This is a genomic window from Type-F symbiont of Plautia stali, from assembly GCF_059731105.1.
On record NZ_AP035909.1, the window covers coordinates 2,616,183 to 2,640,872 of the forward strand.

23 protein-coding genes and 1 riboswitch are annotated in these 24,690 nt (G+C 57.4%); of the genes, 16 read left to right on the forward strand and 7 right to left on the reverse strand.

The window, feature by feature from the left end:
• The first annotated feature begins 5 nt into the window (after window positions 1–5).
• The 8 genes from baeR (at window position 6) to AC6I7A_RS12390 (ending at window position 9,458) form a co-directional block, all read left to right on the forward strand.
• The gene (gene baeR / locus AC6I7A_RS12355) at window positions 6–713 is read left to right on the forward strand and encodes an envelope stress response regulator BaeR (RefSeq protein ID WP_009089220.1); all 708 of its coding nucleotides are present in this window, start codon (window positions 6–8) and stop codon (window positions 711–713) included.
• 123 nt (window positions 714–836) lie between these two features.
• Entirely contained in the window at window positions 837–2,216 is a 1,380-nt protein-coding gene (gene trhP / locus AC6I7A_RS12360) for a prephenate-dependent tRNA uridine(34) hydroxylase TrhP (protein ID WP_058956694.1), read from the forward strand.
• 222 nt (window positions 2,217–2,438) lie between these two features.
• On the forward strand, window positions 2,439–3,338 hold the full coding sequence (yegS, locus tag AC6I7A_RS12365; RefSeq protein ID WP_046102207.1) for a lipid kinase YegS: 900 nt from the start codon (window positions 2,439–2,441) through the stop codon (window positions 3,336–3,338).
• A gap of 201 nt (window positions 3,339–3,539) precedes the next feature.
• Entirely contained in the window at window positions 3,540–4,754 is a 1,215-nt protein-coding gene (gene manD, locus AC6I7A_RS12370) for a D-mannonate dehydratase ManD (RefSeq protein WP_058956695.1), read from the forward strand.
• Window positions 4,755–4,764: 10 nt separating this feature from the next.
• Window positions 4,765–5,775, forward strand: coding sequence for a Zn-dependent oxidoreductase (locus tag AC6I7A_RS12375; RefSeq protein ID WP_058956696.1), 1,011 nt, complete (start codon window positions 4,765–4,767; stop codon window positions 5,773–5,775).
• Between the two features lie 80 nt (window positions 5,776–5,855).
• Window positions 5,856–7,139, forward strand: a complete 1,284-nt coding sequence (locus AC6I7A_RS12380; RefSeq protein ID WP_058956697.1) for an MFS transporter — start codon at window positions 5,856–5,858, stop codon at window positions 7,137–7,139.
• Window positions 7,140–7,204: 65 nt separating this feature from the next.
• Window positions 7,205–8,671, forward strand: a complete 1,467-nt coding sequence (locus AC6I7A_RS12385) for a mannitol dehydrogenase family protein (protein WP_498003695.1) — start codon at window positions 7,205–7,207, stop codon at window positions 8,669–8,671.
• Window positions 8,672–8,771: 100 nt separating this feature from the next.
• Complete coding sequence (locus AC6I7A_RS12390; RefSeq protein ID WP_046102212.1) at window positions 8,772–9,458, forward strand: GntR family transcriptional regulator; 687 nt, start codon at window positions 8,772–8,774, stop codon at window positions 9,456–9,458.
• A 57-nt stretch (window positions 9,459–9,515) separates the two neighbouring features.
• Here AC6I7A_RS12390 and thiD read toward each other — a convergent pair whose 3' ends face one another.
• The 4 genes from thiD to AC6I7A_RS12410 form a co-directional block, all read right to left on the reverse strand.
• The gene (gene thiD, locus AC6I7A_RS12395) at window positions 9,516–10,316 is read right to left on the reverse strand and encodes a bifunctional hydroxymethylpyrimidine kinase/phosphomethylpyrimidine kinase (protein WP_058956698.1); all 801 of its coding nucleotides are present in this window, start codon (window positions 10,314–10,316) and stop codon (window positions 9,516–9,518) included.
• Window positions 10,303–11,100 (reverse strand): hydroxyethylthiazole kinase, encoded by a 798-nt coding sequence (gene thiM, locus AC6I7A_RS12400; RefSeq protein ID WP_082668170.1) that lies wholly within the window; start codon window positions 11,098–11,100, stop codon window positions 10,303–10,305. The genes thiD and thiM overlap by 14 nt, the downstream gene beginning before the upstream one ends.
• A 34-nt stretch (window positions 11,101–11,134) precedes the next feature.
• Window positions 11,135–11,231, reverse strand: a riboswitch (TPP riboswitch).
• 225 nt (window positions 11,232–11,456) lie between these two features.
• On the reverse strand, window positions 11,457–11,786 hold the full coding sequence (locus tag AC6I7A_RS12405) for a DUF1493 family protein (RefSeq protein WP_058956700.1): 330 nt from the start codon (window positions 11,784–11,786) through the stop codon (window positions 11,457–11,459).
• Window positions 11,780–12,238, reverse strand: coding sequence for an STM2901 family protein (locus tag AC6I7A_RS12410; RefSeq protein ID WP_140922984.1), 459 nt, complete (start codon window positions 12,236–12,238; stop codon window positions 11,780–11,782). Before AC6I7A_RS12410 ends, AC6I7A_RS12405 begins: the two co-directional genes overlap by 7 nt.
• 580 nt (window positions 12,239–12,818) lie before the next feature.
• On the opposite strand from AC6I7A_RS12410, the gene AC6I7A_RS12415 reads away from it, so the two are divergent.
• The gene (locus tag AC6I7A_RS12415; protein ID WP_072052741.1) at window positions 12,819–13,016 is read left to right on the forward strand and encodes a hypothetical protein; all 198 of its coding nucleotides are present in this window, start codon (window positions 12,819–12,821) and stop codon (window positions 13,014–13,016) included.
• A 99-nt stretch (window positions 13,017–13,115) separates the two neighbouring features.
• Window positions 13,116–14,075 carry an AEC family transporter gene (locus tag AC6I7A_RS12420; protein ID WP_058956702.1) on the forward strand — a complete coding sequence of 320 codons (960 nt, stop codon included), beginning with the start codon at window positions 13,116–13,118 and terminating at the stop codon, window positions 14,073–14,075.
• Between the two features lie 65 nt (window positions 14,076–14,140).
• On the opposite strand, the gene ahpF is transcribed toward AC6I7A_RS12420, so the two are convergent.
• Window positions 14,141–15,709 carry an alkyl hydroperoxide reductase subunit F gene (ahpF, locus tag AC6I7A_RS12425; RefSeq protein ID WP_009089198.1) on the reverse strand — a complete coding sequence of 523 codons (1,569 nt, stop codon included), beginning with the start codon at window positions 15,707–15,709 and terminating at the stop codon, window positions 14,141–14,143.
• A 71-nt stretch (window positions 15,710–15,780) separates the two neighbouring features.
• The gene (gene ahpC / locus AC6I7A_RS12430; RefSeq protein ID WP_009089196.1) at window positions 15,781–16,344 is read right to left on the reverse strand and encodes an alkyl hydroperoxide reductase subunit C; all 564 of its coding nucleotides are present in this window, start codon (window positions 16,342–16,344) and stop codon (window positions 15,781–15,783) included.
• A 234-nt stretch (window positions 16,345–16,578) separates the two neighbouring features.
• On the opposite strand from ahpC, the gene AC6I7A_RS12435 reads away from it, so the two are divergent.
• Window positions 16,579–17,034: a GNAT family N-acetyltransferase gene (locus AC6I7A_RS12435; RefSeq protein ID WP_058956703.1), complete on the forward strand. Its 456-nt coding sequence runs from the start codon at window positions 16,579–16,581 to the stop codon at window positions 17,032–17,034.
• Here AC6I7A_RS12435 and apbC read toward each other — a convergent pair.
• On the reverse strand, window positions 17,031–18,143 hold the full coding sequence (gene apbC, locus AC6I7A_RS12440) for an iron-sulfur cluster carrier protein ApbC (protein WP_058956704.1): 1,113 nt from the start codon (window positions 18,141–18,143) through the stop codon (window positions 17,031–17,033). The two genes, AC6I7A_RS12435 and apbC, sit on opposite strands and share 4 nt — an antisense overlap.
• 175 nt (window positions 18,144–18,318) lie before the next feature.
• Between apbC and metG the strand changes: the two genes are divergently transcribed.
• The 5 genes from metG to AC6I7A_RS12465 all read left to right on the forward strand — a co-directional run bounded on the left by metG (window position 18,319) and on the right by AC6I7A_RS12465 (window position 24,613).
• Complete coding sequence (metG, locus tag AC6I7A_RS12445; protein ID WP_058956705.1) at window positions 18,319–20,352, forward strand: methionine--tRNA ligase; 2,034 nt, start codon at window positions 18,319–18,321, stop codon at window positions 20,350–20,352.
• Between the two features lie 206 nt (window positions 20,353–20,558).
• Window positions 20,559–20,951 carry a CidA/LrgA family protein gene (locus tag AC6I7A_RS12450; RefSeq protein WP_058956706.1) on the forward strand — a complete coding sequence of 131 codons (393 nt, stop codon included), beginning with the start codon at window positions 20,559–20,561 and terminating at the stop codon, window positions 20,949–20,951.
• The gene (locus AC6I7A_RS12455) at window positions 20,944–21,636 is read left to right on the forward strand and encodes a CidB/LrgB family autolysis modulator (RefSeq protein ID WP_009089186.1); all 693 of its coding nucleotides are present in this window, start codon (window positions 20,944–20,946) and stop codon (window positions 21,634–21,636) included. Before AC6I7A_RS12450 ends, AC6I7A_RS12455 begins: the two co-directional genes overlap by 8 nt.
• A 120-nt stretch (window positions 21,637–21,756) precedes the next feature.
• On the forward strand, window positions 21,757–22,647 hold the full coding sequence (gene cdd, locus AC6I7A_RS12460; RefSeq protein WP_009089184.1) for a cytidine deaminase: 891 nt from the start codon (window positions 21,757–21,759) through the stop codon (window positions 22,645–22,647).
• A gap of 268 nt (window positions 22,648–22,915) precedes the next feature.
• Entirely contained in the window at window positions 22,916–24,613 is a 1,698-nt protein-coding gene (locus tag AC6I7A_RS12465) for an NAD-dependent malic enzyme (protein ID WP_046102224.1), read from the forward strand.
• Window positions 24,614–24,690: the final 77 nt, after the last annotated feature.

A 24,690-nucleotide genomic window follows, 5' to 3' on the forward strand; every position in this document is an offset into this window, starting at 1 on the left:
CGCTTATGAGCCTGGAAAACCACGACCCGCTGATTCTGGTGGTCGAAGATGAGCCCAAACTGGCGCAGCTGATGATCGACTATCTGCACGCCTCTAATTACCGCACCCATCACATCGCCGACGGCAACGGCGTGCTGGATTATGTGCGCCAGACCCCACCCGATCTGATGCTGCTGGACCTGATGCTGCCGGGCACCGACGGTTTAACGCTGTGCCGGGAAATCCGCCGTCATTCGGAACTGCCGATTATTATGGTCACCGCCCGCACCGAGGAGATCGATCGGCTGCTGGGGCTGGAGCTGGGTGCCGATGACTATATCTGTAAACCCTTCAGCCCGCGGGAAGTTGTCGCGCGGGTTAAGACCATTCTGCGCCGGGTAAAACGTTCGGCGGAAGAGCCGCAGAGCAGTTCGCTGCTCAGAGTCGATGAGAGCCGCTTTTCGGCCAGCTGGCGTGATAAGCCGCTCGATTTAACCCCGGCCGAGTTTCGTCTGCTGAAAACCCTGTCGCTGGAACCGGGCAAGGTCTTTTCGCGCGAGCAACTGCTCAACCATCTCTATGATGATTACCGCGTGGTAACCGATCGCACCATCGACAGCCATATCAAGAATCTGCGGCGCAAGCTGGAGAATCTCGACAGCGAGCAACCCTTTATCCGTGCCGTTTACGGCATGGGCTATCGCTGGGAAGCGGATGCCTGTCATTTGATCTAGTTTGATCCCGATCAATTTACTTCCCTTTTCTCACTGCCTACAATTCCGCACCTTTTGCAGGGCTTCACAGCCCTGCCGCTGCCGCCTCTGGCGGCATACTGACCTGACATCAGTGAGAATCCCATGAAACCTGAACTGCTCTCCCCCGCCGGGACGCTGAAAAACATGCGTTACGCCTTCGCCTATGGTGCCGATGCCGTCTATGCCGGTCAGCCGCGCTACAGCCTGCGGGTGCGTAATAATGAATTTACCCACGAAAATCTCGCGCTGGGCATCAACGAAGCGCACGCGCTGGGCAAAAAATTCTACGTGGTGGTCAACATCGCGCCGCACAACGCCAAGCTGAAAACCTTTATTCGTGACTTAACGCCGGTGGTGGCGATGCAGCCTGATGCGCTGATTATGTCCGATCCGGGTCTGATTATGCTGGTGCGTGAGGCCTTTCCGGCGATGCCGATCCACCTCTCGGTGCAGGCCAATGCGGTCAACTGGGCCACGGTGAAGTTCTGGCAGCAGATGGGGCTGAGCCGGGTAATTCTGTCGCGCGAGCTGTCGCTGGAGGAGATCGCCGAAATCCGTCAGCAGGTGCCGGAGATGGAGCTGGAAGTCTTTGTTCATGGTGCGCTCTGTATGGCCTATTCCGGCCGCTGCCTGCTCTCCGGCTATATGAACAAACGCGATCCGAACCAGGGCACCTGCACCAACGCCTGCCGCTGGGAATACAAAGTGGCAGAAGGCCAGCAGGATGAGGTGGGCAACATTGTCGGCATCCACCAGCCGGTGACGGTGCAGGAGGTGACGCCAGCGCTGGGCATCGGTCAGCCGACCGACAAGGTGTTCCTGCTGGAAGAGAAGATGAAACCCGGCGAAGTGATGAGCGCGTTCGAAGATGAGCACGGCACCTATATCATGAACTCGCGGGATCTGCGTGCGGTGGCACATGTGGAGCGGCTCAGCGAGATGGGCGTCCATTCGCTGAAGATTGAGGGGCGCACCAAGTCCTACTACTACTGCGCGCGCACCGCCCAGGTGTATCGCCGCGCGATTGACGATGCCGCCGCGGGAAAACCCTTTGATGCGTCACTGCTGCTCACCCTGGAGGGTCTGGCACATCGCGGCTATACCGAAGGCTTTCTGCGTCGTCACACTCACGACAGCTACCAGAACTATGAGCAGGGCTTTTCCGTCTCCGATCGTCAGCAGTTTGTGGGCGAGTTTACCGGCGAACGCCGGGGCGAATGGGCCGAAGTGGCGGTAAAAAATAAGTTCATGCTGCACGACAGCGTGGAGATCATGACGCCCGACGGCAACCTGCAGTGCCAGCTCGATGCGCTGCAGGACAGCCGTGGCGAACCCGCCGACGTGGCACCGGGTGACGGTCATCGCGTCTGGCTGCGGGTGCCTGAGGCGGTGGATCTGCGCTTTGCGCTGCTGCTGCGTAACTTCGATCACGGCGAAGATACCCGGGCGCCTCATAATCGTTTACCAACGGAAACAAATTGATGAAATCAGAACAGGATCACAGACCCCTGCGCCGGGCTGCTTTATAGTCCCGCCTGCTGCTAACGAGTAACAACAAACGGCAGATTTACCAGGAACCACCTCATTTACCCGCCCGGCTCCCCCGTGCGGGTTTTCTTTTTTCATGCTTTCGCCAATAATCTGGTGCTGGAAGCTGTGTTATACCTTCCCCCTCCTACTCTGTAGATCATCAAGGAACGCACAATGGACAATAAACCGCTTACGCTGCTCATCCTGAATGGGAAAGGCGCCGGTAATGACGATCTGCGCGATGCTATCACGACCCTGCGGGAAGAAGGCTTTGAGATTGCGGTGCGCGTCACCTTTGAGAAAGGCGACGGCGATCGCTATGTCAAAGAGGCGATTACGCTGCGGGCTGCTACCGTGGTTGCCGGTGGCGGCGATGGCACCATCAACGAAGTTGCGACGGCGCTGGCGGCTTCGGAAGCGGAACATCGCCCGGTGCTGGGCATTCTGCCGCTGGGCACCGCCAACGACTTTGCCACCAGCGTCGGTATCCCGGAAGAGATGGAGCCGGCACTGCGGCTGGCGATTCAGGGCAAAGCGAGTGCCATCGATCTGGCCCGGGTCAACCAGAGTCACTACTTCATTAACATGGCGACTGGCGGCTTCGGCACCCGGATCACCACAGAAACCCCGGAAAAGCTGAAATCGGCGCTGGGGGGTGTCTCCTACTTTATTCACGGCCTGATGCGCATGGACACGCTGAAACCCGACACCTGTGAGATCAGCGGTCCCGATTTTGCCTGGCAGGGTGATGCGCTGGTGATCGGCATCGGAAACGGGCGTCAGGCAGGCGGCGGACAGCGACTGTGTCCCTCTGCCCTGATTGACGACGGGCGGCTTGATGTCAGCATCGTCACCGCGCAGGAGCTGCTGCCGACCCTGTTCCATTCCCTGACCGGCGATGATGACAATCCCGGCATCGTCACCACGCAGCTGGAATCACTGACGATCCGGTCGCCTCATGAGATGACCTTTAACCTGGATGGTGAACCGCTCTCCGGACGCGAATTTGTGATTGAGGTAATGGCAGGCGCGCTGAGCTGCCGTCTGCCTCCGCAGTGTGCCTTACTCTCCTGATGCTGAGGGGGCAGCGCCCCCTTTTTGTTTCTCCCTCCCCTCCTGATGTTACCTTTATTAACATACGCCCCTGTTTTCACACGCTTTTTCTGGCGATAAAAACAGCATGTGACTGGCTTCACAACTCTGCCCTTTTAACTTGTATGGTAGTATTAATGCGCGTACGTTTTCATCATCGAAGGCTGACTCAAGGCAAACAGGATGAAGATTGTAAAAGCAGAAGTATTTGTAACCTGCGCAGGCAGAAACTTTGTCACCGTCAAAATCACCACCGATCAGGGTCTGACCGGCATTGGTGATGCGACCCTCAATGGCCGGGAACTGCCGGTCGCCTCCTACCTGAAAGATCATGTCTGCCCTCAGCTGATCGGCCGCGATGCGCATCAGATCGAAGACATCTGGCAATACTTCTACAAAGGGGCCTACTGGCGTCGTGGCCCGGTCACCATGTCTGCGATCTCGGCGGTCGATATGGCGCTGTGGGATATCAAAGGCAAAGCGGCCAACATGCCGGTTTATCAGCTGCTGGGCGGCGCCTCCCGCACGGGCGTGATGGTCTATTGCCACACCACCGGTCACTCCATCGATGAAGTGATGGATGATTACGCGAAGCACAAAGCGCTGGGCTTTAAGGCGATTCGCGCCCAGTGCGGCGTGCCGGGCATGAAGACCACCTACGGCATGGCGAAAAGGAAAGGACTGGCCTATGAACCGGCGACCAAAGGTAACTGGCCGGAAGAGCAGCTCTGGTCAACGGAAAAATACCTCGATTTCACCCCGAAACTGTTCGCCGCGATCCGCGATAAGTTCGGTTTCGATGAGCATCTGCTGCATGACATGCATCATCGTCTGACGCCGATTGAAGCGGCGCGCTTTGGCAAAAGCGTGGAAGATTATCGTCTGTTCTGGATGGAAGATCCGACGCCGGCTGAGAATCAGGAATGCTTCCGCCTGATTCGCCAGCACACCGTCACACCGATTGCGGTGGGCGAAGTGTTCAACAGCATCTGGGATTGTAAGCAGCTGATTGAAGAGCAGCTGATCGACTATATCCGCACGACCATTACCCACGCGGGCGGCATTACCGGCATGCGACGCATCGCTGATTTTGCGTCGCTCTATCAGGTGCGCACCGGCTCACACGGCCCCTCTGACCTCTCCCCGATCTGCATGGCCGCGGCGCTGCACTTCGACCTCTGGGTGCCCAATTTCGGCGTGCAGGAGTATATGGGCTTCTCTGAGCAGATGATGGAGCTGTTTGACGCCAGCTGGACTTTTGACCAGGGCTATATGCATCCTGGCGACAAGCCGGGCCTCGGCATCGACTTCAACGAAAAACTGGCGGCGAAATATCCCTATGAACCCGCCTATCTGCCGGTCGCCCGTCTTGAAGATGGCACCCTCTGGAACTGGTAAGGAGACCGTTATGAAAAGCGTTGTAATTGAAGAACCGGGCAGGCTGGTCGTCGCTGAACGTCCCCTGCCGCAGCCTGCGCCAGGGGAAGTCCGGGTGAAGGTGGCCTATGCCAGCATCTGCGGCTCAGATGTGCATATCTGGCATGGCCATAATCCCTTTGCGAAATATCCACGGGTGATTGGTCATGAATTTTTCGGCGTGATCGATGCGGTCGGTGACGGTGTTGATACTGCCCGTCTGGGGGAACGCGTTGCCGTCGATCCGGTGGTGAGCTGCGGCAGCTGCTATCCCTGCTCGGTGGGCCGCCCCAACGTCTGCACCACGCTGCAGGTGACGGGCGTGCATCGTGACGGCGGCTTCAGTGAGTATGCGCTGACGCCGGCTAAAAATGCCTGGCGCCTGCCGGACACCATTCCCGACCAGCTCGCTAGTCTGGTCGAGCCGTTTACCATCGCGGCCAATATCACGGCCTTTCTCAGGCCGCAGCCGGACGACGTGGCGCTGATCTATGGTGCTGGCCCGATGGGACTGACCGCGATTCAGGTGCTGAAAGGCGTCTATAAGGTGAAAAAGGTAATGGTGGTGGATCGGCTGCCGGAACGTCTGGCGCTGGCTGAACAGAGTGGTGCCGACCAGCTGTTCGACAACAGCGCGATCCCGCTGGCAGCGCAGCTGGAGGGCGTGCAGCCCACGCTGATTATTGATGCGGCCTGCCATCCCGCCATTCTGGCGGAAGCCGTCGCACTCGCCTCACCGGCGGCGCGTATCGGCCTGCTCGGCTTCTCCGGTGAACCCTGCAGCCTGACCCAGCAGAGCCTGACCAGTAAAGAGCTGTCGCTGTTTACCTCACGTCTGAACAGCAACCGCTTTCCGCAGGTGATCGACTGGATAGAAAAAGGGTTAATCCAGCCGGAAAAACTGGTCACACACACTTTCCCCCTGCAGGAGATTGAGCGCGCGATGACCCTGTTCGAAAAAGATCCGCGCACCTGCTGCAAAGTGATCCTGCAGATGGGGTAATGCGTTGCTGAACACCAGGTGTCCTGAGCCAGCGTTCGCGCTGGCACACTTAAAAAGAGAAAACAGATCACGGAGTTTTTATGTTCAAGAATCTGCGCTGGACCCTCGTTTTACTGCTGTTTCTGGTTTACATGATCAATTACCTCGATCGTGTCGCGCTCTCCCTGACGGTTCCGCTGGTTGAAAAAGATCTGGCGATCAATGCAGAGCAGTTCGGCATGATTTTCGGCAGCTTTTTCTTTGGCTACGCCCTGTTCAACTTTGTCGGCGGCCTCGCCACCGACCGCTTTGGCCCTAAGATTGTGCTGGCCGTAGCGGTGGCCGCGTGGTCCATCTTCTGTGGTATGACCGCGCTGGCCACCGGCTTCTGGTCGCTGCTGATCCTGCGCGTGCTGTTCGGCATGGCAGAAGGCCCCATCTGCTCCTCGGCTAACAAAGCGATTAACGGCTGGTTCCCGAAAAAACAGGCTGCGACAGCCATGGGCTTACTGAGTGCCGGGTCGCCGCTGGGCGGTGCCGTCGCCGGTCCGATTATTGGCTATCTGGCCCTGGCTTACGGCTGGCGTCCGGCGTTTGTGATTGTCTGCTGCATCGGGCTGGTCTGGATGACATTCTGGCTCTTCTTCGCGGCGGACAATCCGGCGAAGAGCAAGCGCGTCACTGAAGAAGAGCGGCTGCTGATCGAACGCCTCAAGGCGACCAGTCCGAACGATGAGGTTGACCTGTCAGAAACGGCTCATCCGTTTGGTTACTACCTGCGCCAGCCGATTATCCTGGTCACGGCGTTTGCCTTCTTCTGCTACAACTACATCCTGTTCTTCTTCCTGAGCTGGTTCCCGGCCTATCTGGTGCAGGCACACGGCCTGGATATTAAATCGATGAGTATCACCACCATGATCCCGTGGATCGTCGGTTTCGTCGGTCTGGCGCTGGGCGGCTGGATCTCCGATAAAATCTTTAACATCACCGGCAAGCTGTTGTTGTCACGCAAAATTGTGCTGGTGGTCTCACTGCTGGCCGCGGCAATTTGCGTGGCGCTGGCGGGTACGATAAAAGAGGTCGTGCCTGCCGTGATTATGATGTCGGTATCGATTTTCTTTCTCTACATCACCGGCGCGATCTACTGGGCCATCATTCAGGATGTGGTACATAAGAGTCGCATCGGCAGCATCAGCGGCTTCATCCATCTGACAGGCAGCCTCTCCGGCATCATCGGGCCGATTGTCACCGGCTTTATTGTTCAGCACACCGGCAAATTCGACAGCGCCTTCGTGCTGGCCGGTTGTGTCGCCGCGCTGGGCGCCTTCCTGGTCTTGTTTGTGATTCGCAGTCCGAAAACCCAGGACAAACCGGTTTCGGTCTGAGTGTTGTTCCGCTAACAGAACGCTGACTGGGGCGCTGAGCGCCCCGCTTTTCAAAAGGACGGATTATGTTACAGATTGATCGCCTGCCTGCTGAGGTTAAACGCCCCTCCTACGACCGCAGCAAACTGAAGACCCGCATGGTACACATCGGTTTTGGTGCCTTTCACCGCGCACATCAGGCGATGTGCAGCGACAGGCTGGCCGAAGAACAGGGCAGCGACTGGGGCTACTGTGAGGTCAATCTCATGAACAGCACCGGACTGATTACGGCGCTGCGCCAGCAGGACCTGCTCTACACCCTCACAGAGCTGGCGGATGGGTCTCAGCAGACCCGGGTGATCGGCGTCATCACCAGCGCCCTGAAAGGCGACAAAGACGGTATCGAAGCCGTGATCAACGCCATGAGCCAGCCGGATATCGCCATCGTCTCCATGACCGTGACCGAAAAGGGTTACTGCCATCTGCCCGCCAGCGGCAATTTAAACAGCGATCATCCTGATATCGTCCATGACCTGCAGAATCCGCAAGCCCCCCGCACGGTGCCCGGTGTCATTCTGGCGGCGATCCGCCGTCGCCGCGAGCTGGGATTACCGCCCATCACCGTGATGTCCTGCGACAACATGCCGGAGAATGGGCATGTGACCCGCAATGTAGTGACCCAGCTGGCGGAGCGTCAGGATCCTGCGCTGGCAGAGTACATTCAGCAACACATCACCTTCCCCTCCACCATGGTGGACCGCATCGTTCCGGCCATGACCGACACCGCACTGGCCGCGCTGCACAAGCGTCTGGGATGTGAAGATCCGGTCGCGATTGAAGCAGAACCCTTCTTTCAGTGGGTGATTGAAGATAACTTCGTTAATGGTCGCCCGGCGTGGGAGAAAGCGGGTGCGGAACTGGTCAGTGATGTACTGCCCTATGAAGAGATGAAACTGCGCATGCTGAATGGCAGTCACTCTTTCCTGGCCTACCTCGGCTTTCTGGCGGGGTATGAGTACATCAGCGACTGTGTGGCCGATCCCCATTTCCGCGCCGCCGCCCGTTCACTGATGATTGATGAACAGGCCCCGACGCTGCGCACCCAGGGCGTGGATCTGAATGCCTATGCCGATTCGCTGATCGCCCGCTATGAAAACCGTGCGATTAAGCATCGCACAGGGCAGATCGCCACTGACGGCACACAAAAACTGCCGCAGCGCCTGCTCGACAGTCTGCGCTGGCACCTGCAGCGTGGCAGCCGCTGCGACCTGCTGCTGCTTGGCGTCGCGGGCTGGATGCGCTATGTGGGCGGCGTTGATGAACAGGGCCAGCCGATTGAGATCCGTGACCCGATGCAGAAAAAACTGGCGGAGTGCGTTGCCGCCAGCGAAGAGGGTGAAGCGCGCGTGAGGGCGCTGCTCGCCCTCCGCGAAGTGTTTGGCGATGATTTGCTGCAGAACGACGACGTGGTCGCCCGACTGACGGCCTGGTATCAGCAACTGACCAGCCAGGGCGCGCGTGCCACAGTGCATCAGTGCCTGAATCGCGGCTGAAGGCGGGACAATAAAGCGCTGGCGCAGACGCAGCGTGCTGATTAGACTGACACTTTGCCAACGCACTGGCGTATGCCAGCCGTAATAGGGATATTGCTGCATGTCGAGCGCCTATACCATTACCACCAGCGAACCGGTCAATCAGCAGATTTACCGTTATCTGCGCAAAGATATTGTCACCTGCGCGATTCAGCCAGGTTCGCTGCTCTCTGAAAAAGAGGTCTCCGCACGCTTCAGCGTTTCACGTCAGCCGGTGCGCGAAGCGTTTATCAAGCTGGCGGAAGCCGGACTGGTACAGGTATTGCCGCAGCGCGGCACGTTCGTGCGTAAAATCTCCGCTAAGCGGGTCGCGGATGGCCGCTTTATCCGTGAGGCGGTGGAAGTGTCGGTGGTTCGTCGTGCCGCGCTGGAGATTGGTGACTCGGCGCTGATGACGCTGGAGCACAATCTGCAACTGCAGCGGATGGCGGCGGAGCGGCATGACAGCCAGGCGTTCCTCACGCTTGACGATGAGTTTCATCGTCTGATCGCGGAAAGCATTGACTGCAAGCTGGCCTGGGAAACGGTCGAGAATATCAAAGCGACGATGGATCGGGTGCGCTTCCTGACGCTGAGTGAAGTCTCACCGCCGGAAAAGGTCATTGAGCAGCATGAAGAGATTTATGCCGCGCTGAAACAGCACGATGCCGATGCCGCCGAAGCGGCCATGCGTCATCACCTGCAGGAGATGATCTTCTCCATAACCCCGATTGCTGAGCGCAACAGCGCCTGGTTTGAAGCCCCCTGAATCCCTCCCGAGGGTTCCCGCCTCGCCTGATTATCCGGGCGAGACGGGCAGTCTCTCTTACCACCATTGATGAAAATGGTGAACCGGCCCGATGCCCTTCCCGACCTCCAGCGAATCCGCCTGCATCAGCGCCTGCTGCAGCCAGTTTTTCGCTTCCTCAATCGTCGTCGCCCATCCGTCATGACGCGGACGCAATGCGGCCAGTGCCGCCGACAGCGTGCAGCCGGTGCCATGCGTATGACGGGTCTTCACGCGCGGTGTACTGAACCGCTGCTCTGCCGATGGTGTAATCAGCCAGTCGGGACTCTCCGCTGCCGTAAGATGCCCTCCTTTCATCAGCACGGCCTGACAGCCCAGCGCCAGCAACGCCCGCCCCTGTTCGCGCATCTCCGTCTCATCGGTGGCAATGGCGCAACCCAGCAGGGCCGCCGCCTCTGGCAGGTTCGGAGTGATCAGCGAAACCTGCGGCAGCAACCGCTCACGAACGCTGGCGACGGCGTCCGGTGAGAGCAGCGCATCACCACTTTTCGCCACCATCACGGTATCCAGCACCACAAAAGGGATCGCCGCCTGCTTCAGCCGCGCCGCCACCTGCTCCACGATAGCCGTTTCTGACAGCATGCCGATTTTCGCGCTGTCGATACGCACGTCATTCAGCACAGAATCGAGCTGGGCGGCGACAAAGTCCGGTTCGATGCGATAAACAGCCTGCACGCCCTGCGTATTTTGTGCCACCAGCGCAGTGATGACGCTGGTGCCGTAAGCGCCCAGCGCCGAGAACGTTTTCAGATCGGCCTGGATCCCTGCGCCACCACTGGGATCGGTGCCGGCAATGGTCAGGGCATTAATGCGTTTCATGATCGCCCTCCAGGGTCCAGAGTGCATCCAGAAACGCCGTGGCAAAGCTGCCGGGCCCATTCGCCTGCCCCGCTGCCTTTTCACCGGCTGTCGCCATCACCTGACAGGCCGCAGCAATATTCAGCAGGCCATCGCCGGGCAGTGCGCTGAACCCGGCCACGACCGCCGAAAGCGCACAGCCGGTTCCCACAACCCGCGTCAGCATGGGAGAGCCGCCACGAATGGCAAAAGTGCGCTGACCATCGGTTGCGTAGTCCACTTCACCGGTAACGATGACCCGCGTGTTCCACTCTTTCGCCAACTGCCGCGCCGCGTCGAGCGCCGCATCTGCCGGGTGCAGCGTATCCACGCCGCGTCCGCCACTGGCCTGCTGCGCCAGCGCCAGAATCTCTGACGCATTGCCGCGTATCACCGCCGGTTGCTGACTTAATAATTGCTGGCAGAAGTCGCTGCGCAGCGTCAGGGCACCGACAGCGACCGGATCGAGCGTCCAGGGCGTGCCCGCCTCCCGCGCCGCGCTAACCGCTGCCTGCATCGCCCGCTGACGCTCACGCGTCAGCGTCCCGACGTTAATCAGCAGGGCATCCGCAAAGCCGCTGAACTGTGCCGCTTCGTCAGCATCGATCACCATCGCGGGTGACGCATTGAGTGCCAGCAGGACGTTGGCGGTAAAGTTCTGCACCACGTCATTCGTCATGCAGTGCACCAGCGGTGACTGACGGCGAAAGGTATGCAGGAGGGGCGCGAACTGCGCGGCAGAAAGGTGTTGAGATGGCTGTATCATCGTAGCTCCCAACCGGCGGACAAGAAGGCGAATGCGGTCAGGCATCAGACTTCCCTACGCTGGCATTATCCAGATCAGGTAATACGGGTATTTCTCAGCCTTCACAAAGAAGGGCACCCCGAGTCATGAAGAGTGAATCTCTATACTTTTTGCAAGATTAGGGGAAGTTACTCGCAGACGCAAGCGCGCCCTTCCGGTTACCACTTCTTCGCACGGTACCCCAGCGTTACCCCACCACCGAAAAGAAAAAAGAGCCGTTAAGCTCCTTTGTGATATACCCCACGCCCACCGGAATTCATTTTTGTGTTCTGCTTATACCTGCGCTGAAGTGAAGAAAAGGGAGGCGGTTTATCCCCCTATTCGTACAACCATCTTCCAGCTTTAGCTGACTGGATAAACATATTAATGGTGAAGTCTGGTACATCAACAGGCTCAGGCTTTTTAAACGGGTTCCATGAGAAATTCACCTCGGGGTAGTAGGCTTCGAGATGGAAATCCGACATATCAACGTTAAACTCTTTCGAATACTCTTCTACCAACTCTTCAACATCATCCAGATCAAGCTGCACATCAAAATGAATATTCGATTCTGGCGTGTAAGTATCGTATTTCTTTTTTCTGAACAGGTAAGTACCACTACGGATAGTGAACATCTCGATCACGCGTTTCTCGATATCGTCTACCATAACTTATCATCACCTCGGGCAATGGTGTTGTATTCAGTGATCGAGTAGTAGATGATCTGCGACATATCAGCTACAAGAATCACCTCACCTAATAGAGGAATTGTTCGCCCTACCCACGTTCCAATCTTCCTCACCATCCTTCGCTTTACAGTCCATGGAGTATAACCGCCAATCCACGTAGGCATCTCCAAACCAAACGGGAACATTCTGTTTCCAAATACCCGCCGTACACCTTTCGATAGTCTGGAGGTGCCAGGGATTGCCGTTCCTGGTTTAGTCCGTGTAGTCTGGTCATTCATACCAGCATAGAGCGCATAGACAGCAGCGATATCCTTGATACCGAACTGATCAGCAGTATTGAAAACAAACACCATAAAAAAGAGTTCGGTGGCGGTAAGGTTTGAACGCCCCGCATAAAAGTATGTTCCATTCACTTCCTCAACCGTGTCCATGTCTCAATCCTTATGACCCTGCATGTATTGCAATCACAACGGCTGATTTATATACCGCTGAATGAATCGTTACTGCGCCTTTTTTAAGGTGTGCAGAAGTGATTTTACCTCATGAACAAACCCTTTATGTACCGTAAGTGCATTACGTACGGACAATAAAAGAGTCAATCTCATAATAAGCAGGCTGAACACAGATGCCTACGCTGGCATTATCCAGAGCAGGTAATACGGGTATTTCTTAGCCTTCACAAGAAGGGAACCCCGAGTCGAATTACGGTTTGCAGCATAGGCAAGCCGTTCTCTGAAAGCAGGCAACAGCCGCCAGCGAAATGACCGGAACGGAACCTTCCGCATGATCCCGATCAACGTCCCATGGTGCAAAAAAAGGCTTAATGCTGCGGGCCTCAGGGATACCTCTTAAGAGGTACTTCTGCTGTCAGGCCTCATGAGCCCTGGCCATCGCTCGGACTCTGACCATTTCATAATAATTAACCTGCGCGAAACACCGTTGTAAAAAAACACTTTATTTCATGGAGTTATCGACTCCTGAAGCGGAACTTCATACTACTCAGGATGTATGATGCGATTGTCAGCGCTTATTCCTCACCGCCATCGATGGCAGGATGTTCAGATCGAACGTCAGGGTGCCATCGCCCCTAATGGCCGACATTACCTTTCCACCTATATTTCGGCCCGTTGTGCGGGCTGCGGCGAAACCATCCATCGTGTTTATTACCGGGACATCAGTGACCAGCAGGCGCGTCGCTGGTTAGGCTGACAGCCCGCCCGACGGCCGGTTCCAAAGCAGGGAGGTGTTAACAGTTAGTTAGCGATTTGTTAGTCTGGTAACTATCCATGGTTTACCCAGACGCCTCTTATGCCACTGCTGTTTGAAAGCCTGAGCCATCAGATTTACCTGTCAGCCCCGCTGTTTATCCTGATCCTGCTCGGATATGGGCTGACACGCTTCGGAAAATGGCCTGCCAGCATCAGCGAAGGCATGAACCGCTTTGTGTTTAACGTTGCGCTGCCCTGCATGCTGTTTCGGGTGATGAGTACCTTCTCGCAAAGCCCGCCGGTGGATGCGCGCCTGCTGCTGGCCTTTTTTGGCAGTTGCCTGCTGGTGTTTATCGTGGGACGCCTGCTGGCGACACGGCTGTTTAAGCTTGACGGCGTGGCCGCCTCGGTCTTTGCGCTGGGGGGGATCTTCTCCAACAACGTGATGCTGGGGATCCCGGTGGCCACCGTCCTGCTCGGGCCAGAAGCGCTGCCACCGGTGGCGCTGGTGCTGGTGTTTAACAGCCTCATCCTCTGGACCCTGCTGACCGTTTCGGTCGAGTGGGCAAAACAGGGCAGCTTTTCCCTGACCGGTCTCTGGCGCACCCTGATCGGCGTGCTGAAGAATCCGCTGATCGTCGGCATTCTCAGCGGCACGGCCTGGAGCTTTCTTCAGCACCCCTTGCCGCAGATCGCCGCTGAACCGCTGCGGATGCTGGCCTCGCTGGCGGCCCCCCTGTCGCTGGTCACGCTGGGCATGAGCCTGGCACATTATCGGGTGCGGGATGGCTTAAAAGAGAGTTATACGATCTGCCTGCTGAAGCTGGTTCTGCAACCGATGACGGTATGGGCTATCGCGTGGCTGACCGGTCTACCCCCGCTGGAGAGTAAAGTGGTGGTGTTACTGGGGTCGATGGCGGTCGGGGTTAACGTCTATCTGATGTCGCAGAAATTCAATGTCATTACCGGCCCGGCGGCGGCCAGTATGCTTTTCTCTACGGTGTTTGCGGCCGTGACGACGCCGGTATGGATGATGCTGATGACGCTGGCGGGCTATTAACAGGCGCATAAAAAAAGCCCCTCAGCACTGGGGGGCTGAAGGGCTTATTGCCTGGCTGATGAAACTTACTCAGCCGTTTTGGTACGGATCAGATAGTCAAAGGCACTCAGTGACGCTTTCGCACCTTCGCCGCTGGCAATGATGATCTGCTTGTACGGCACGGTGGTGCAGTCGCCTGCTGCGAAGACGCCTTTCAGGCTGGTTTCGCATTTCGCATCGATGATGATTTCGCCCATTTTGTTGCGCTCAACCGCGCCTTCCAGCCATGGGGTGTTCGGCAACAGACCAATCTGGACAAAGATACCGGAGAGCGGCAGCTCATGGGTGGTCTGCGTCGTACGGTCAATGTAGTGCAGGCCGGTCACTTTGCTGCCGTCGCCTTTCACTTCCGTGGTCTGCGCGTTCAGGATCACATCAACGTTCTTCAGGCTGCGCAGTTTATCCTGCAGCACGCGGTCAGCACGCATCTCACCAGCAAACTCCAGCAGCGTCACGTGTTCCACGATACCGGCCAGATCAATTGCCGCTTCCACGCCAGAGTTACCGCCGCCGATGACCGCGGTGCGCTTGCCTTTAAACAGCGGGCCATCACAGTGCGGGCAGTAGGTAACACCTTTGGTGCGATACTCTTCTTCACCCGGCACGCCCATGTTACGCCAGCGTGCGCCGGTCGCCAGGATGATGCTGCGTGATTTCAGTACGGCACCGGAGGCGGTTTCGATGGCGTGCAGTCCGCCCTCTTTCGCCGCCGGGATCAGTTTAATGGCGCTCTGGCTGTCGATGACATCCACATTGTAATCATCAACGTGTGCACGCAGTGAACCTGCCAGTTTTGCACCTTCGGTTTTAGGGACAGAGATATAGTTTTCGATATCGACCGTATCCAGCACCTGCCCGCCGAAACGCTCGCCCATCAGGCCGGTACGGATACCTTTACGCGCGGAGTAGATGGCGGCTGCTGCGCCCGCCGGGCCGCTGCCGATAATCAGAACTTCGTACGCGTCACGCTTGTTAAGCTCTTCCGCTGCGCGTTTGTCCGCGTTGGTATCCACTTTGCTGACGATTTCCGCCAGGCTCATGCGACCCTGACCAAACTCTTTACCGTTAAGGTAAACCGCTGGCACGCCCATCACGTTGCGTTCCTGAATCTCATTCTGGAACAGGCCACCGTCGATTGCGGTGTGGCTGATGCGCGGGTTAATCACCGCCATCAGGTTCAGCGCCTGCACCACATCAGGACAGTTGTGGCAGGAAAGTGAATAGTAGGTCTCGAAATGGAGATCGCTGTCCAGCTCAGCAACCTGATCCAGCAGGCTTTGTGCTTCTTTAGACGGATGCCCACCGGTCTGTAACAGTGCCAGCACCAGTGAGGTAAATTCGTGACCCAGAGGTGAACCGGCAAAACGCGGGCCGCTGTTCGAACCTGGGTTAGTGATCAGAAACGAGGGCTTACGCACCTGACGATCGTTCTCTTCGCGGAAGCTGACTTTGTCAGACAAACCGGCGATATCAACCAACAGTTCACGGATCTCGGTTGATTTTGCACCCTCATCCAGGGTGGCGATCAACTCAACAGGTTTGGTTAATTTCTCAAGGTAAGCCTTGAGCTGCGTTTTCAAATTTGTGTCGAGCATAGTGATATCCTGGTCAAAAAATCGGGTGCCGTGGCACCCGATTGGAGAATGGTCGAAAGGCCGAAGCGGGATTAGATTTTGCCAACCAGGTCCAGAGATGGAGCCAGCGTTGCATCACCTTCTTTCCATTTCGCCGGGCAGACTTCACCTGGGTGAGAAGCAACGTACTGAGCCGCTTTCACTTTGCGCAGCAGGTCAGAGGCGTCACGGCCAATGCCTTCAGCGGTGATTTCGATAGCCTGGATAACGCCTTCCGGGTCAACGATGAAAGTACCACGGTCAGCCAGACCTTCTGCTTCACGCATGATTTCGAAGTTGCGGGTCAGCGCGCCAGTCGGGTCGCCGATCATCGCATACTGGATCTTCGCGATGGTGTCAGAAGAACCGTGCCAGGCTTTGTGGGTAAAGTGGGTGTCGGTAGAAACAGAGTAGATATCTACGCCCAGTTTCTGGAACTCTTCGTAGTGATCAGCCACGTCACCCAGCTCGGTCGGGCAGACGAAGGTGAAGTCAGCAGGATAGAAGAAGAACACACTCCATTTACCTTCAACGTCTTTCTCGGTTACGTCGATGAATTCGCCGTTTTTGAATGCTGCGTTTTTGAACGGCTTGATTTTGGTATTGATAATAGACATCTGTGGCCTCCGTTAAAATATGTGATGCAGGTTACATAATTTTCGGGCCAACATCTAATATGCAGACGTTATCAATCTGATTAACGAAAGCTATCAAACGCTGAGAGCCTGATGCTCTCTGGCCCGCCGGGCAGTGTACAGCGATTTTCATGACATTAAACCCGCTTTGTCTTTCCCCCTCTCTTCCCGAATCGCTGCTAGTTTTGTAAGACCGGATAAAAAGGGAGCAGAGCTGTGGAGATACGTCCGTTTACTGAAGCCGATCGTCCTTTCCTGCGAACGCTGTTTCTGGCGGCGCGACGGCATAACTGGCGCTGGCTGGATGGCAGCGAGTGGCAGCTGGAAGATTTTGATGGGGTGATCCTGGGGGAGACGGTGCTGGTCGCCGAGGCTGAGGGGCAGCGCGTCGGATTTGCCGGACTGCTGGAGAACGACAACTTTCTGCACAGTCTCTATGTCGATCCCGACTGGCAGGGGCGCGGCGTGGGCAGTGCCCTGCTGGAGAACGTCCAGGCGCGCTTCACCTCAACCGGGGCGCTGAAGTGTCTGCAGATGAACAAAGCAGCCCAGGCGTTTTACCTGAAACATGGCTGGAAGATGATTTCGGAAGGTGAAGGGGAGCATGGCGGCTACGTGCTGATGCACTACCCGCTGGCGTCGGCCTATGCCAGCGGGTCGGGGCGGGCTTAGAGTGCGCGGAAGGCGATCTCGCCAGGGATCACCTCACCCTGCCAGTAAAGCTGGGCGGCGACGCGTCCGGCCAGCTGGCGATAGAGCGCCGTAAAATCGCTGTCTGGCCGGCGGATCACCGTCGGTTCGCCTTCATCGAGATCTTCGCGCAGGTCGATGTGCAGCGGCAGCTGGGCCAGCAGCTGCGTCTGGTAATCCTCAACCAGTTTCTGCGCCCCGCCGGTGCCGAAAATCGGCTCATGGAAGCCGCACTGACTGCAGATATGCAGGCTCATATTTTCCACCACGCCCAGCACCGGAACATTGACCTTCTCAAACATCACCAGCCCTTTGCGGGCATCAATCAGGGCAATATCCTGCGGCGTGGTGACCACCAGCGCCCCGGTGACCGGCACGTTCTGCGCCAGCGTGAGCTGAATGTCGCCGGTACCCGGAGGCATATCCAGCACCAGATAATCCAGTTCCGGCCACAGCGTCTCGTTCAGCAGCTGCATCAGCGCTTTACTGGCCATCGGGCCGCGCCACACCATCGCGTTATCATCGGTGACCAGATAGCCAATCGAGTTCGTCGCCAGCCCGTGCGCCATAATCGGTGCCATATGGGTGCCATCCGGCGAAGTCGGCCGCTGGTCCTGCGTGCCGAGCATGTTCGGCACTGACGGGCCATAGATGTCGGCGTCGAGGATCCCGACGCGCGCGCCTTCGGCGGCCAGCGCCAGCGCCATATTCACGGCAGTGCTCGATTTGCCGACGCCCCCTTTGCCGGAGCTGACCGCAATGATATTTTTCACACCGTTCACGCCCGGCTGATTTTTCACCCGCTTCAGGGTGGCAATATCATGACTGAGCCGCCAGTCGATCGCACGCGCGCCGGTCTGGCGCAGCAGTTCGGCGCTGACCTGCTCTTTCAGGGCGTCGAACCCGCTGGCCCAGGCAAAAGGCATCATCACTTCAATGTGCAGCGTACCGTCAAGCTGTGCCACATGATGCAGCGCCTTCAGCGCGGTCAGGTTCTGATGCAGGGTCGGATGCTCAAAGCGTTTCAGTACGCCAGCCACGATGGCGCGCAGCCCTTCTGGCGTATGCGGTTCCCGGGATTGTGCTGTCATCCCTCACTCCTTATTTCTGCTCTGCTTACGCTGTTTTCAGCGAGGTAACCTCAATGATATCAGAAGCACATGGATTCGCGGCGACTGGCGGGATGAATCCCTTGTGTTTACGCAGGAGAAGCCTTCAGTTACCATCTAAGCCCGTTTTTTCAATCAACAGAAAGCTACGCAAACTATGACTCAAGTCGCTAAAAAAATTCTGGTAACGTGCGCCCTGCCCTACGCGAACGGATCAATCCATCTCGGCCACATGCTCGAGCATATCCAGGCAGACATTTGGGTGCGTTATCAGCGAATGCGTGGCAATCAGGTTTATTTCATCTGCGCCGACGATGCGCACGGTACCCCTATCATGCTGAAAGCGCAGCAGCTGGGGATTGCACCGGAGCAGATGATTGCAGAAATGAAACAGGAGCATGAAACGGACTTTGCCGGTTTCAATATCAGCTATGACAACTATCACTCAACGCATGGCGACGAAAACCGTGAGCTGGCCGGGCTGATCTACGGTCGCCTGAAAGAGAACGGTTTCATCAAGAACCGCACGATTTCGCAGCTGTATGACCCGGAAAAAGGGATGTTCCTGCCGGATCGCTTTGTGAAAGGCACCTGCCCGAAATGTAAGTCACCTGACCAGTATGGCGACAACTGCGAAGTCTGCAGCGCGACCTACAGCCCGACAGAGCTGATCGATCCGAAATCCGTGGTGTCCGGTGCGACGCCGGTGCTGCGTGATTCCGAACACTTCTTCTTTGATCTGCCCTCCTTCAGCGAGATGCTGCGTGCCTGGACCCGTTCTGGCGCACTGCAGGATCAGGTTGCGAACAAAATGCAGGAGTGGTTTGAGTCGGGCCTGCAGCAGTGGGATATCTCCCGCGATGCGCCTTACTTCGGCTTTGAAATTCCGGGTGCGCCGGGCAAATATTTCTACGTCTGGCTGGATGCGCCTATCGGCTATATGGGCTCGTTCAAAAGCCTGTGCGATAAGCGCGGCGACATCGACTTCGACGAGTTCTGGCGTAAAGACTCCACCACCGAGCTATACCACTTCATCGGTAAAGATATCGTCTATTTCCACAGCCTGTTCTGGCCCGCAATGCTGGAAGGCAGCAACTTCCGCAAGCCAAACAACCTGTTTGTGCACGGCTATGTCACCGTCAACGGTGCAAAAATGTCGAAGTCGCGTGGCACCTTTATTAAGGCCAGCACCTGGCTGCAGCATCTGGATGCCGACAGCCTGCGCTATTACTATGCGGCGAAACTCTCTTCACGCATCGACGATATCGACCTGAACATGGAAGATTTTGTTCAGCGCGTGAACGCCGACATCGTCAACAAAGTGGTTAACCTGGCGTCACGTAACGCGGGCTTTATCACCAAACGCTTTGACGGCAAACTGGCGGCTGAGCTGGCCGATCCGGCCCTTTATCAGACCTTCGTGGATGCCTCAGAGAAGATTGGTGAAGCCTGGGCCAGCCGTGAGTTCAGCCGTGCGATTCGTGAGATCATGGCGCTGGCCGACCTGGCTAACCGCTATGTCGATGAGCAGGCACCATGGGTGGTGGCGAAGCAGGAAGGCCGCGATGCCGACCTGCAGGCTATCTGCTCAATGGGTATCAACCTGTTCCGCATCCTGATGACCTGGCTGAAGCCGGTGCTGCCTTCCCTGAGCGCACGCGCCGAAGATTTCCTGAAGTGCGAGCTGAGCTGGGATGCTATCGCCCAGCCGCTGCTGGATCACCAGGTCGCGCCGTTTAAAGCGATCTACAGCCGCATTGAAATGGCGAAGGTTGAGGGACTGATTGCGGCCTCAAAAGAGGATGCTGCCGCCGCAGCTGCACCGGCCGCAAGCGGCCCGCTGGCAGATTCACCTGTCGGTGAGCCCATCACCATCGACGATTTCGCCAAAGTGGATATGCGCGTGGCGCTGATTGAGCAGGCGGAACTGGTTGAGGGCTCAGACAAGCTGCTGCGTCTGCAACTTGACCTGGGCGGGGAAAAACGTCAGATCTTCTCCGGCATCCGCGCCGCTTATCCTGATCCGTCAGTGCTGGTCGGTAAAATGACCATCATCGTCGCCAACCTCGCACCACGTAAGATGCGCTTCGGCATCTCTGAAGGCATGGTGCTGTCAGCAGGACCGGGCGGCAAAGATCTCTTCGTGCTCTCCGTGGATAGCGGTGCGGTACCGGGTATGCCGGTTAAGTAACCTGCCGCTGACGAAATCCGTTCCGGACTGAAACCCTTTGCGCCTCTGCAGGTGCGAAGGGTTTTTTTATGTCCGCCACGCACGCTCTCTTCCTGCACAGGTGAACGCGGCCTCCTCTCCTGCCGCTTTCTGGCGCATAAATGTGATCGCTAGCACGCTAAGCGGTTAATGCGTATGATGAAGCTCAGTAAAAACAGGAGCCTGCCATGCTCACCGTGCTGTCTGTCTGCGGGCGCTATCTGCGCGCCTTTATCATCATCTATCTCTGCCTGTATGCCGGAATCGGCATCGCCTCGCTGCTGCCCATTACCCTGCCCGGCAGCATTATCGGCATGTTAATTCTGTTTGCCCTGCTCGCGTCGCAAATCCTGCCGGTAACCTGGGTGAAACCGGGCTGTCATCTGCTGATTCGCTATATGGCCCTGCTGTTTGTGCCGATCAGCGTCGGGGTGATGAACTACACCGATGTCCTGACCGCGCAGTTTGGCCCTATCGTGATCTCCTGTGTCGTCAGCACCCTGCTGGTGCTCTCGATTGTCGGCGTGAGCGCCCACAAGCTGCACAGCCGGAAGCCGGCCGGGGAGTCGGGCGATGAGTGAAATCTGGTGGTCACTGCCGCTGACGCTGGCGGCCTTTTTCCTGGCGCGCAAACTGGCAATACGGCTGAAGCTCCCGCTGCTCAATCCGCTGCTGGTCGCGATGGCGATAATTATTCCGATACTGCTGCTGTTGCAGCTGCCCTACTCGCGCTATTTCGCCGGCAGCCAGATTCTCAATCAGCTGCTGCAACCGGCGGTGGTGGCCCTGGCACTGCCGCTCTATGAACAGATCCATCAGATCCGCGCCCGCTGGAAATCCATTATCGGCGTCTGCTTTATCGGCAGTCTGACCGCCATGACCTCGGGCACGGCCATTGCGCTCTGGCTGGGAGCGACGCCCGAAATTGCGGCCACTATCGTGCCGAAATCGGTGACCACACCGATTGCCATGGCCGTCTCCGGTTCATTGCACGGTATTCCGGCCATCAGCGCCATCTGTGTGCTGATCGCCGGGGTGCTGGGTGCGGTCTTCGGTCATATGGTGCTGAACCTGCTCGGTGTGAAGTCTAAAGCCGCACGCGGTCTGGCGATTGGCAATGCGTCACATGCACTCGGCACGGCGCGTGCAGCCGAACTCGATTTTCAGGAGGGTGCCTTCAGCTCGCTGGCCCTGGTGATCTGCGGCATCATCACCTCACTGCTGGCCCCCTTTGTTTTTCCGCTGCTGCTGCACTGGTTTGGCTAAAACTTTGCGAGAGATCTCGCAAAGTTGAAACATGCAACACAGGTTACATTGTCAGAGCGACCTGGATCACATATAAACCGGTGACCGGCACGTCGCCCTGCTGAATTTAATGAGGCTCTCATGCAATCCCGTTTCCTCTCCGCTTTTGAGGCATTGCCATCAACGCTGCAAACGGCGCTGGCTCCCCTGCTGGACGATCCTGACTTTGAGGCGCGACTGAGCGCCAGCCAGGTCGCTGCACTGCAGCAACAGACGCAGATGGACGCCGATACGCTGGCGCTGGCGCTGCTGCCCCTGGCAGCGGCCTGCGCTGTCGCCACCGTCTCCCACTTCAACGTCGGCGCGATTGCCCGTGGCGTCAGCGGTGCCTGGTACTTCGGGGCGAACATGGAGTTTGTCGGCGCCCCGCTGCAGCAGACGGTTCACGCCGAGCAGAGCGCGATTACCCACGCCTGGCTGTGCGGCGAGCCGCAGCTGGAGAGCATCACCGTCAACTACACGCCGTGCGGTCACTGCCGCCAGTTTATGAACGAGCTGAACAGCGGCACCGCTATTCGTATCAGCCTGCCGCAGCGCGCAGTGAGTACCCTGGCTGACTATCTGCCGGATGCATTTGGCCCGCGCGACCTCGACATCAGCACTTTCCTGATGGACCGCGTTGATCACGGCTACGTCGCTGCGGGTGACGAACTGGTGCAGGCGGCCGTTGCCGCCGCCAATGCCAGTCACGCCCCCTACAGCCAGTCGCACGCCGGGGTTGCGCTGCTGACCGTGAGCGGTTCGATTGTCACCGGCCGCTATGCGGAAAACGCCGCGTTTAATCCCAGCTTCCCGCCCCTTCAGGCGGCGCTGGTGCGGCTGAACATGCAGGGCGGCGATGTCCGTCAGATAAAAAGAGCGGTATTAGCGGAAGCAGAAAATGCCACGCTGAGCCAGTTTGCCGCCACGCAAGCCACGCTGCAGACATTTGGCTGCAGTGAGCTGCTGCATGTGACGCTGAACAAAGCATAACCGGCTGTCAGAAAGGCCACAGTTTTGTGAGCTTTTATGAACAAACGCTGTACTTCTGCGGGAAATTTCATAGGATCTGGCGCCAGAATTCACGTCATGACAAATTACTCTGAATAATTCAGGTTGCAGGATGGCAGCACGGTCGTGAATTTTCCCGCAGCGGTGACCCTGCCGCTACAGGCCTGCAGTCTGAGCTATAACGGGTAAGAAAACTGGCGCTACCTTTCCGGCGTGACGCCAGACAACACTGCAACCGGAGCATCACCGCATGGAACTCGACTACGAAAGTAAACGCCCGCTTTATATCCCATATGCTGGCCCGATTTTGCTTGAATTTCCCCTGCTGAACAAAGGCAGCGCCTTTACCCTCGAAGAACGTAACGAATTTAACCTCAATGGTCTGCTGCCTGAAGCGGTGGAGTCGATTGAAGAGCAGGCAAAGCGCGCCTGGCGTCAGTTCCAGGACTTTAAAAACAATAACGATAAGCACGTCTACCTGCGAAACATCCAGGACACGAACGAAACGCTGTTCTACCGCCTGCTGGATAACCATCTCGAAGAGATGATGCCCATCATCTATACCCCGACCGTCGGCGCAGCCTGCGAACACTTCTCTGAAATCTACCGTCGTGCGCGTGGCGTTTTCATCTCCTACCCGAACCGCGATCGCATCGAAGATATGCTGCAGAACGCCACCAAACAGAATGTGAAGGTGATTGTGGTGACCGATGGCGAGCGTATCCTGGGTCTGGGCGACCAGGGCATCGGTGGAATGGGGATTCCGATTGGTAAGCTTTCACTCTATACCGCCTGCGGCGGCATCAGCCCGGCTTACACCCTGCCGGTCGTGCTGGATGTCGGCACCAATAACCAGCAGCTGCTGAACGACCCGCTCTATATGGGCTGGCGTCATCCGCGTATCACCGGCGAAGAGTATGACGCCTTCGTCAATGAGTTCATTCAGGCCGTTAAGCGCCGCTGGCCGAAGGTGCTGTTGCAGTTCGAAGATTTCGCCCAGAAGAACGCGATGCCGCTGCTGAACCGCTATCGCGAAGAGGTCTGCTGCTTTAACGATGATATTCAGGGCACTGCTGCCGTCACCGTCGGCACGCTGATCGCCGCCAGCCGCGCAGCCGGCAGCCGTCTGTGCGAGCAGAAAGTGGTCTTCCTGGGAGCCGGTTCCGCGGGTTGTGGTATCGCTGAACAGATCATTGCGCAGATGAAATCTGAAGGTCTGAGCGACGACGAAGCCCGTAGCCGGGTGATGATGGTGGATCGTTTTGGTCTGCTCACTGACAAACTGCCTAACCTGCTCGATTTCCAGAGCAAGCTGGTGCAGAAGAGCGAAAACCTGCAGAACTGGGATGTCGCCAGCGACGCAATCTCGCTGCTGGACGTAGTGCGCAATGCCCAGCCCGATATCTTGATTGGTGTTTCCGGTCAGCCGGGTCTGTTCACCGAAGAGATCATCCGTGAGATGCACAAGCACTGTAAGCGCCCTATCGTGATGCCACTGTCGAACCCGACATCACGCGTGGAAGCGACGCCAGCCGATATCATCGCCTGGACTGACGGTGCTGCACTGGTCGCAACCGGCAGCCCGTTCTCGCCAGTAAGCTGGAACGGTAAAACCTATCCGATCGCGCAGTGCAACAACTCCTACATCTTCCCGGGAATTGGTCTGGGTGTGATTGCCTCAGGCGCCAGCCGCGTCACCGACAGCATGCTGATGACCGCCAGCCGCGCACTGGCTGACTGCTCTCCGCTGGTCAACGAAGGCGAAGGCCCGGTACTGCCCGAGATCAAAGATATTCAGGGCGTGTCGAAGATCATTGCGATGGAAGTGGGTAAAGCCGCTCAGCTGGCGGGCGTTGCCGTGGTGACCTCAGAAGATGTGTTGTCACAGGCTATTGCCAACAACTTCTGGCTGCCGCAGTACCGTCACTATCGCCGTACCTCGATTTAATCCTCAGCCTGCCGGACCTGATGGGGTCCGGCAGTGTTCAAAAAGCGCACAGCCAGCCGGCAGTAACTTGCTTCGCT

Coding starts and splice junctions, on each gene's coding strand:
- baeR (WP_009089220.1), top strand. CDS start 6: ATGAGCCTGGAAAACCACGACCCGCTGATTCTGGTGGTCGAAGATGAG.
- ahpC (WP_009089196.1), bottom strand. CDS start 16,344: ATGTCTATTATCAATACCAAAATCAAGCCGTTCAAAAACGCAGCATTC.
- AC6I7A_RS12385 (WP_498003695.1), top strand. CDS start 7,205: ATGTTACAGATTGATCGCCTGCCTGCTGAGGTTAAACGCCCCTCCTAC.
- AC6I7A_RS12420 (WP_058956702.1), top strand. CDS start 13,116: ATGCCACTGCTGTTTGAAAGCCTGAGCCATCAGATTTACCTGTCAGCC.
- AC6I7A_RS12405 (WP_058956700.1), bottom strand. CDS start 11,786: ATGGTAGACGATATCGAGAAACGCGTGATCGAGATGTTCACTATCCGT.
- ahpF (WP_009089198.1), bottom strand. CDS start 15,709: ATGCTCGACACAAATTTGAAAACGCAGCTCAAGGCTTACCTTGAGAAA.
- thiM (WP_082668170.1), bottom strand. CDS start 11,100: ATGATACAGCCATCTCAACACCTTTCTGCCGCGCAGTTCGCGCCCCTC.
- manD (WP_058956695.1), top strand. CDS start 3,540: ATGAAGATTGTAAAAGCAGAAGTATTTGTAACCTGCGCAGGCAGAAAC.
- yegS (WP_046102207.1), top strand. CDS start 2,439: ATGGACAATAAACCGCTTACGCTGCTCATCCTGAATGGGAAAGGCGCC.
- apbC (WP_058956704.1), bottom strand. CDS start 18,143: ATGACAGCACAATCCCGGGAACCGCATACGCCAGAAGGGCTGCGCGCC.
- cdd (WP_009089184.1), top strand. CDS start 21,757: ATGCAATCCCGTTTCCTCTCCGCTTTTGAGGCATTGCCATCAACGCTG.
- AC6I7A_RS12390 (WP_046102212.1), top strand. CDS start 8,772: ATGTCGAGCGCCTATACCATTACCACCAGCGAACCGGTCAATCAGCAG.
- AC6I7A_RS12410 (WP_140922984.1), bottom strand. CDS start 12,238: ATGGACACGGTTGAGGAAGTGAATGGAACATACTTTTATGCGGGGCGT.
- AC6I7A_RS12450 (WP_058956706.1), top strand. CDS start 20,559: ATGCTCACCGTGCTGTCTGTCTGCGGGCGCTATCTGCGCGCCTTTATC.
- AC6I7A_RS12465 (WP_046102224.1), top strand. CDS start 22,916: ATGGAACTCGACTACGAAAGTAAACGCCCGCTTTATATCCCATATGCT.
- AC6I7A_RS12375 (WP_058956696.1), top strand. CDS start 4,765: ATGAAAAGCGTTGTAATTGAAGAACCGGGCAGGCTGGTCGTCGCTGAA.
- metG (WP_058956705.1), top strand. CDS start 18,319: ATGACTCAAGTCGCTAAAAAAATTCTGGTAACGTGCGCCCTGCCCTAC.
- trhP (WP_058956694.1), top strand. CDS start 837: ATGAAACCTGAACTGCTCTCCCCCGCCGGGACGCTGAAAAACATGCGT.
- AC6I7A_RS12455 (WP_009089186.1), top strand. CDS start 20,944: ATGAGTGAAATCTGGTGGTCACTGCCGCTGACGCTGGCGGCCTTTTTC.
- AC6I7A_RS12415 (WP_072052741.1), top strand. CDS start 12,819: ATGCGATTGTCAGCGCTTATTCCTCACCGCCATCGATGGCAGGATGTT.
- thiD (WP_058956698.1), bottom strand. CDS start 10,316: ATGAAACGCATTAATGCCCTGACCATTGCCGGCACCGATCCCAGTGGT.
- AC6I7A_RS12380 (WP_058956697.1), top strand. CDS start 5,856: ATGTTCAAGAATCTGCGCTGGACCCTCGTTTTACTGCTGTTTCTGGTT.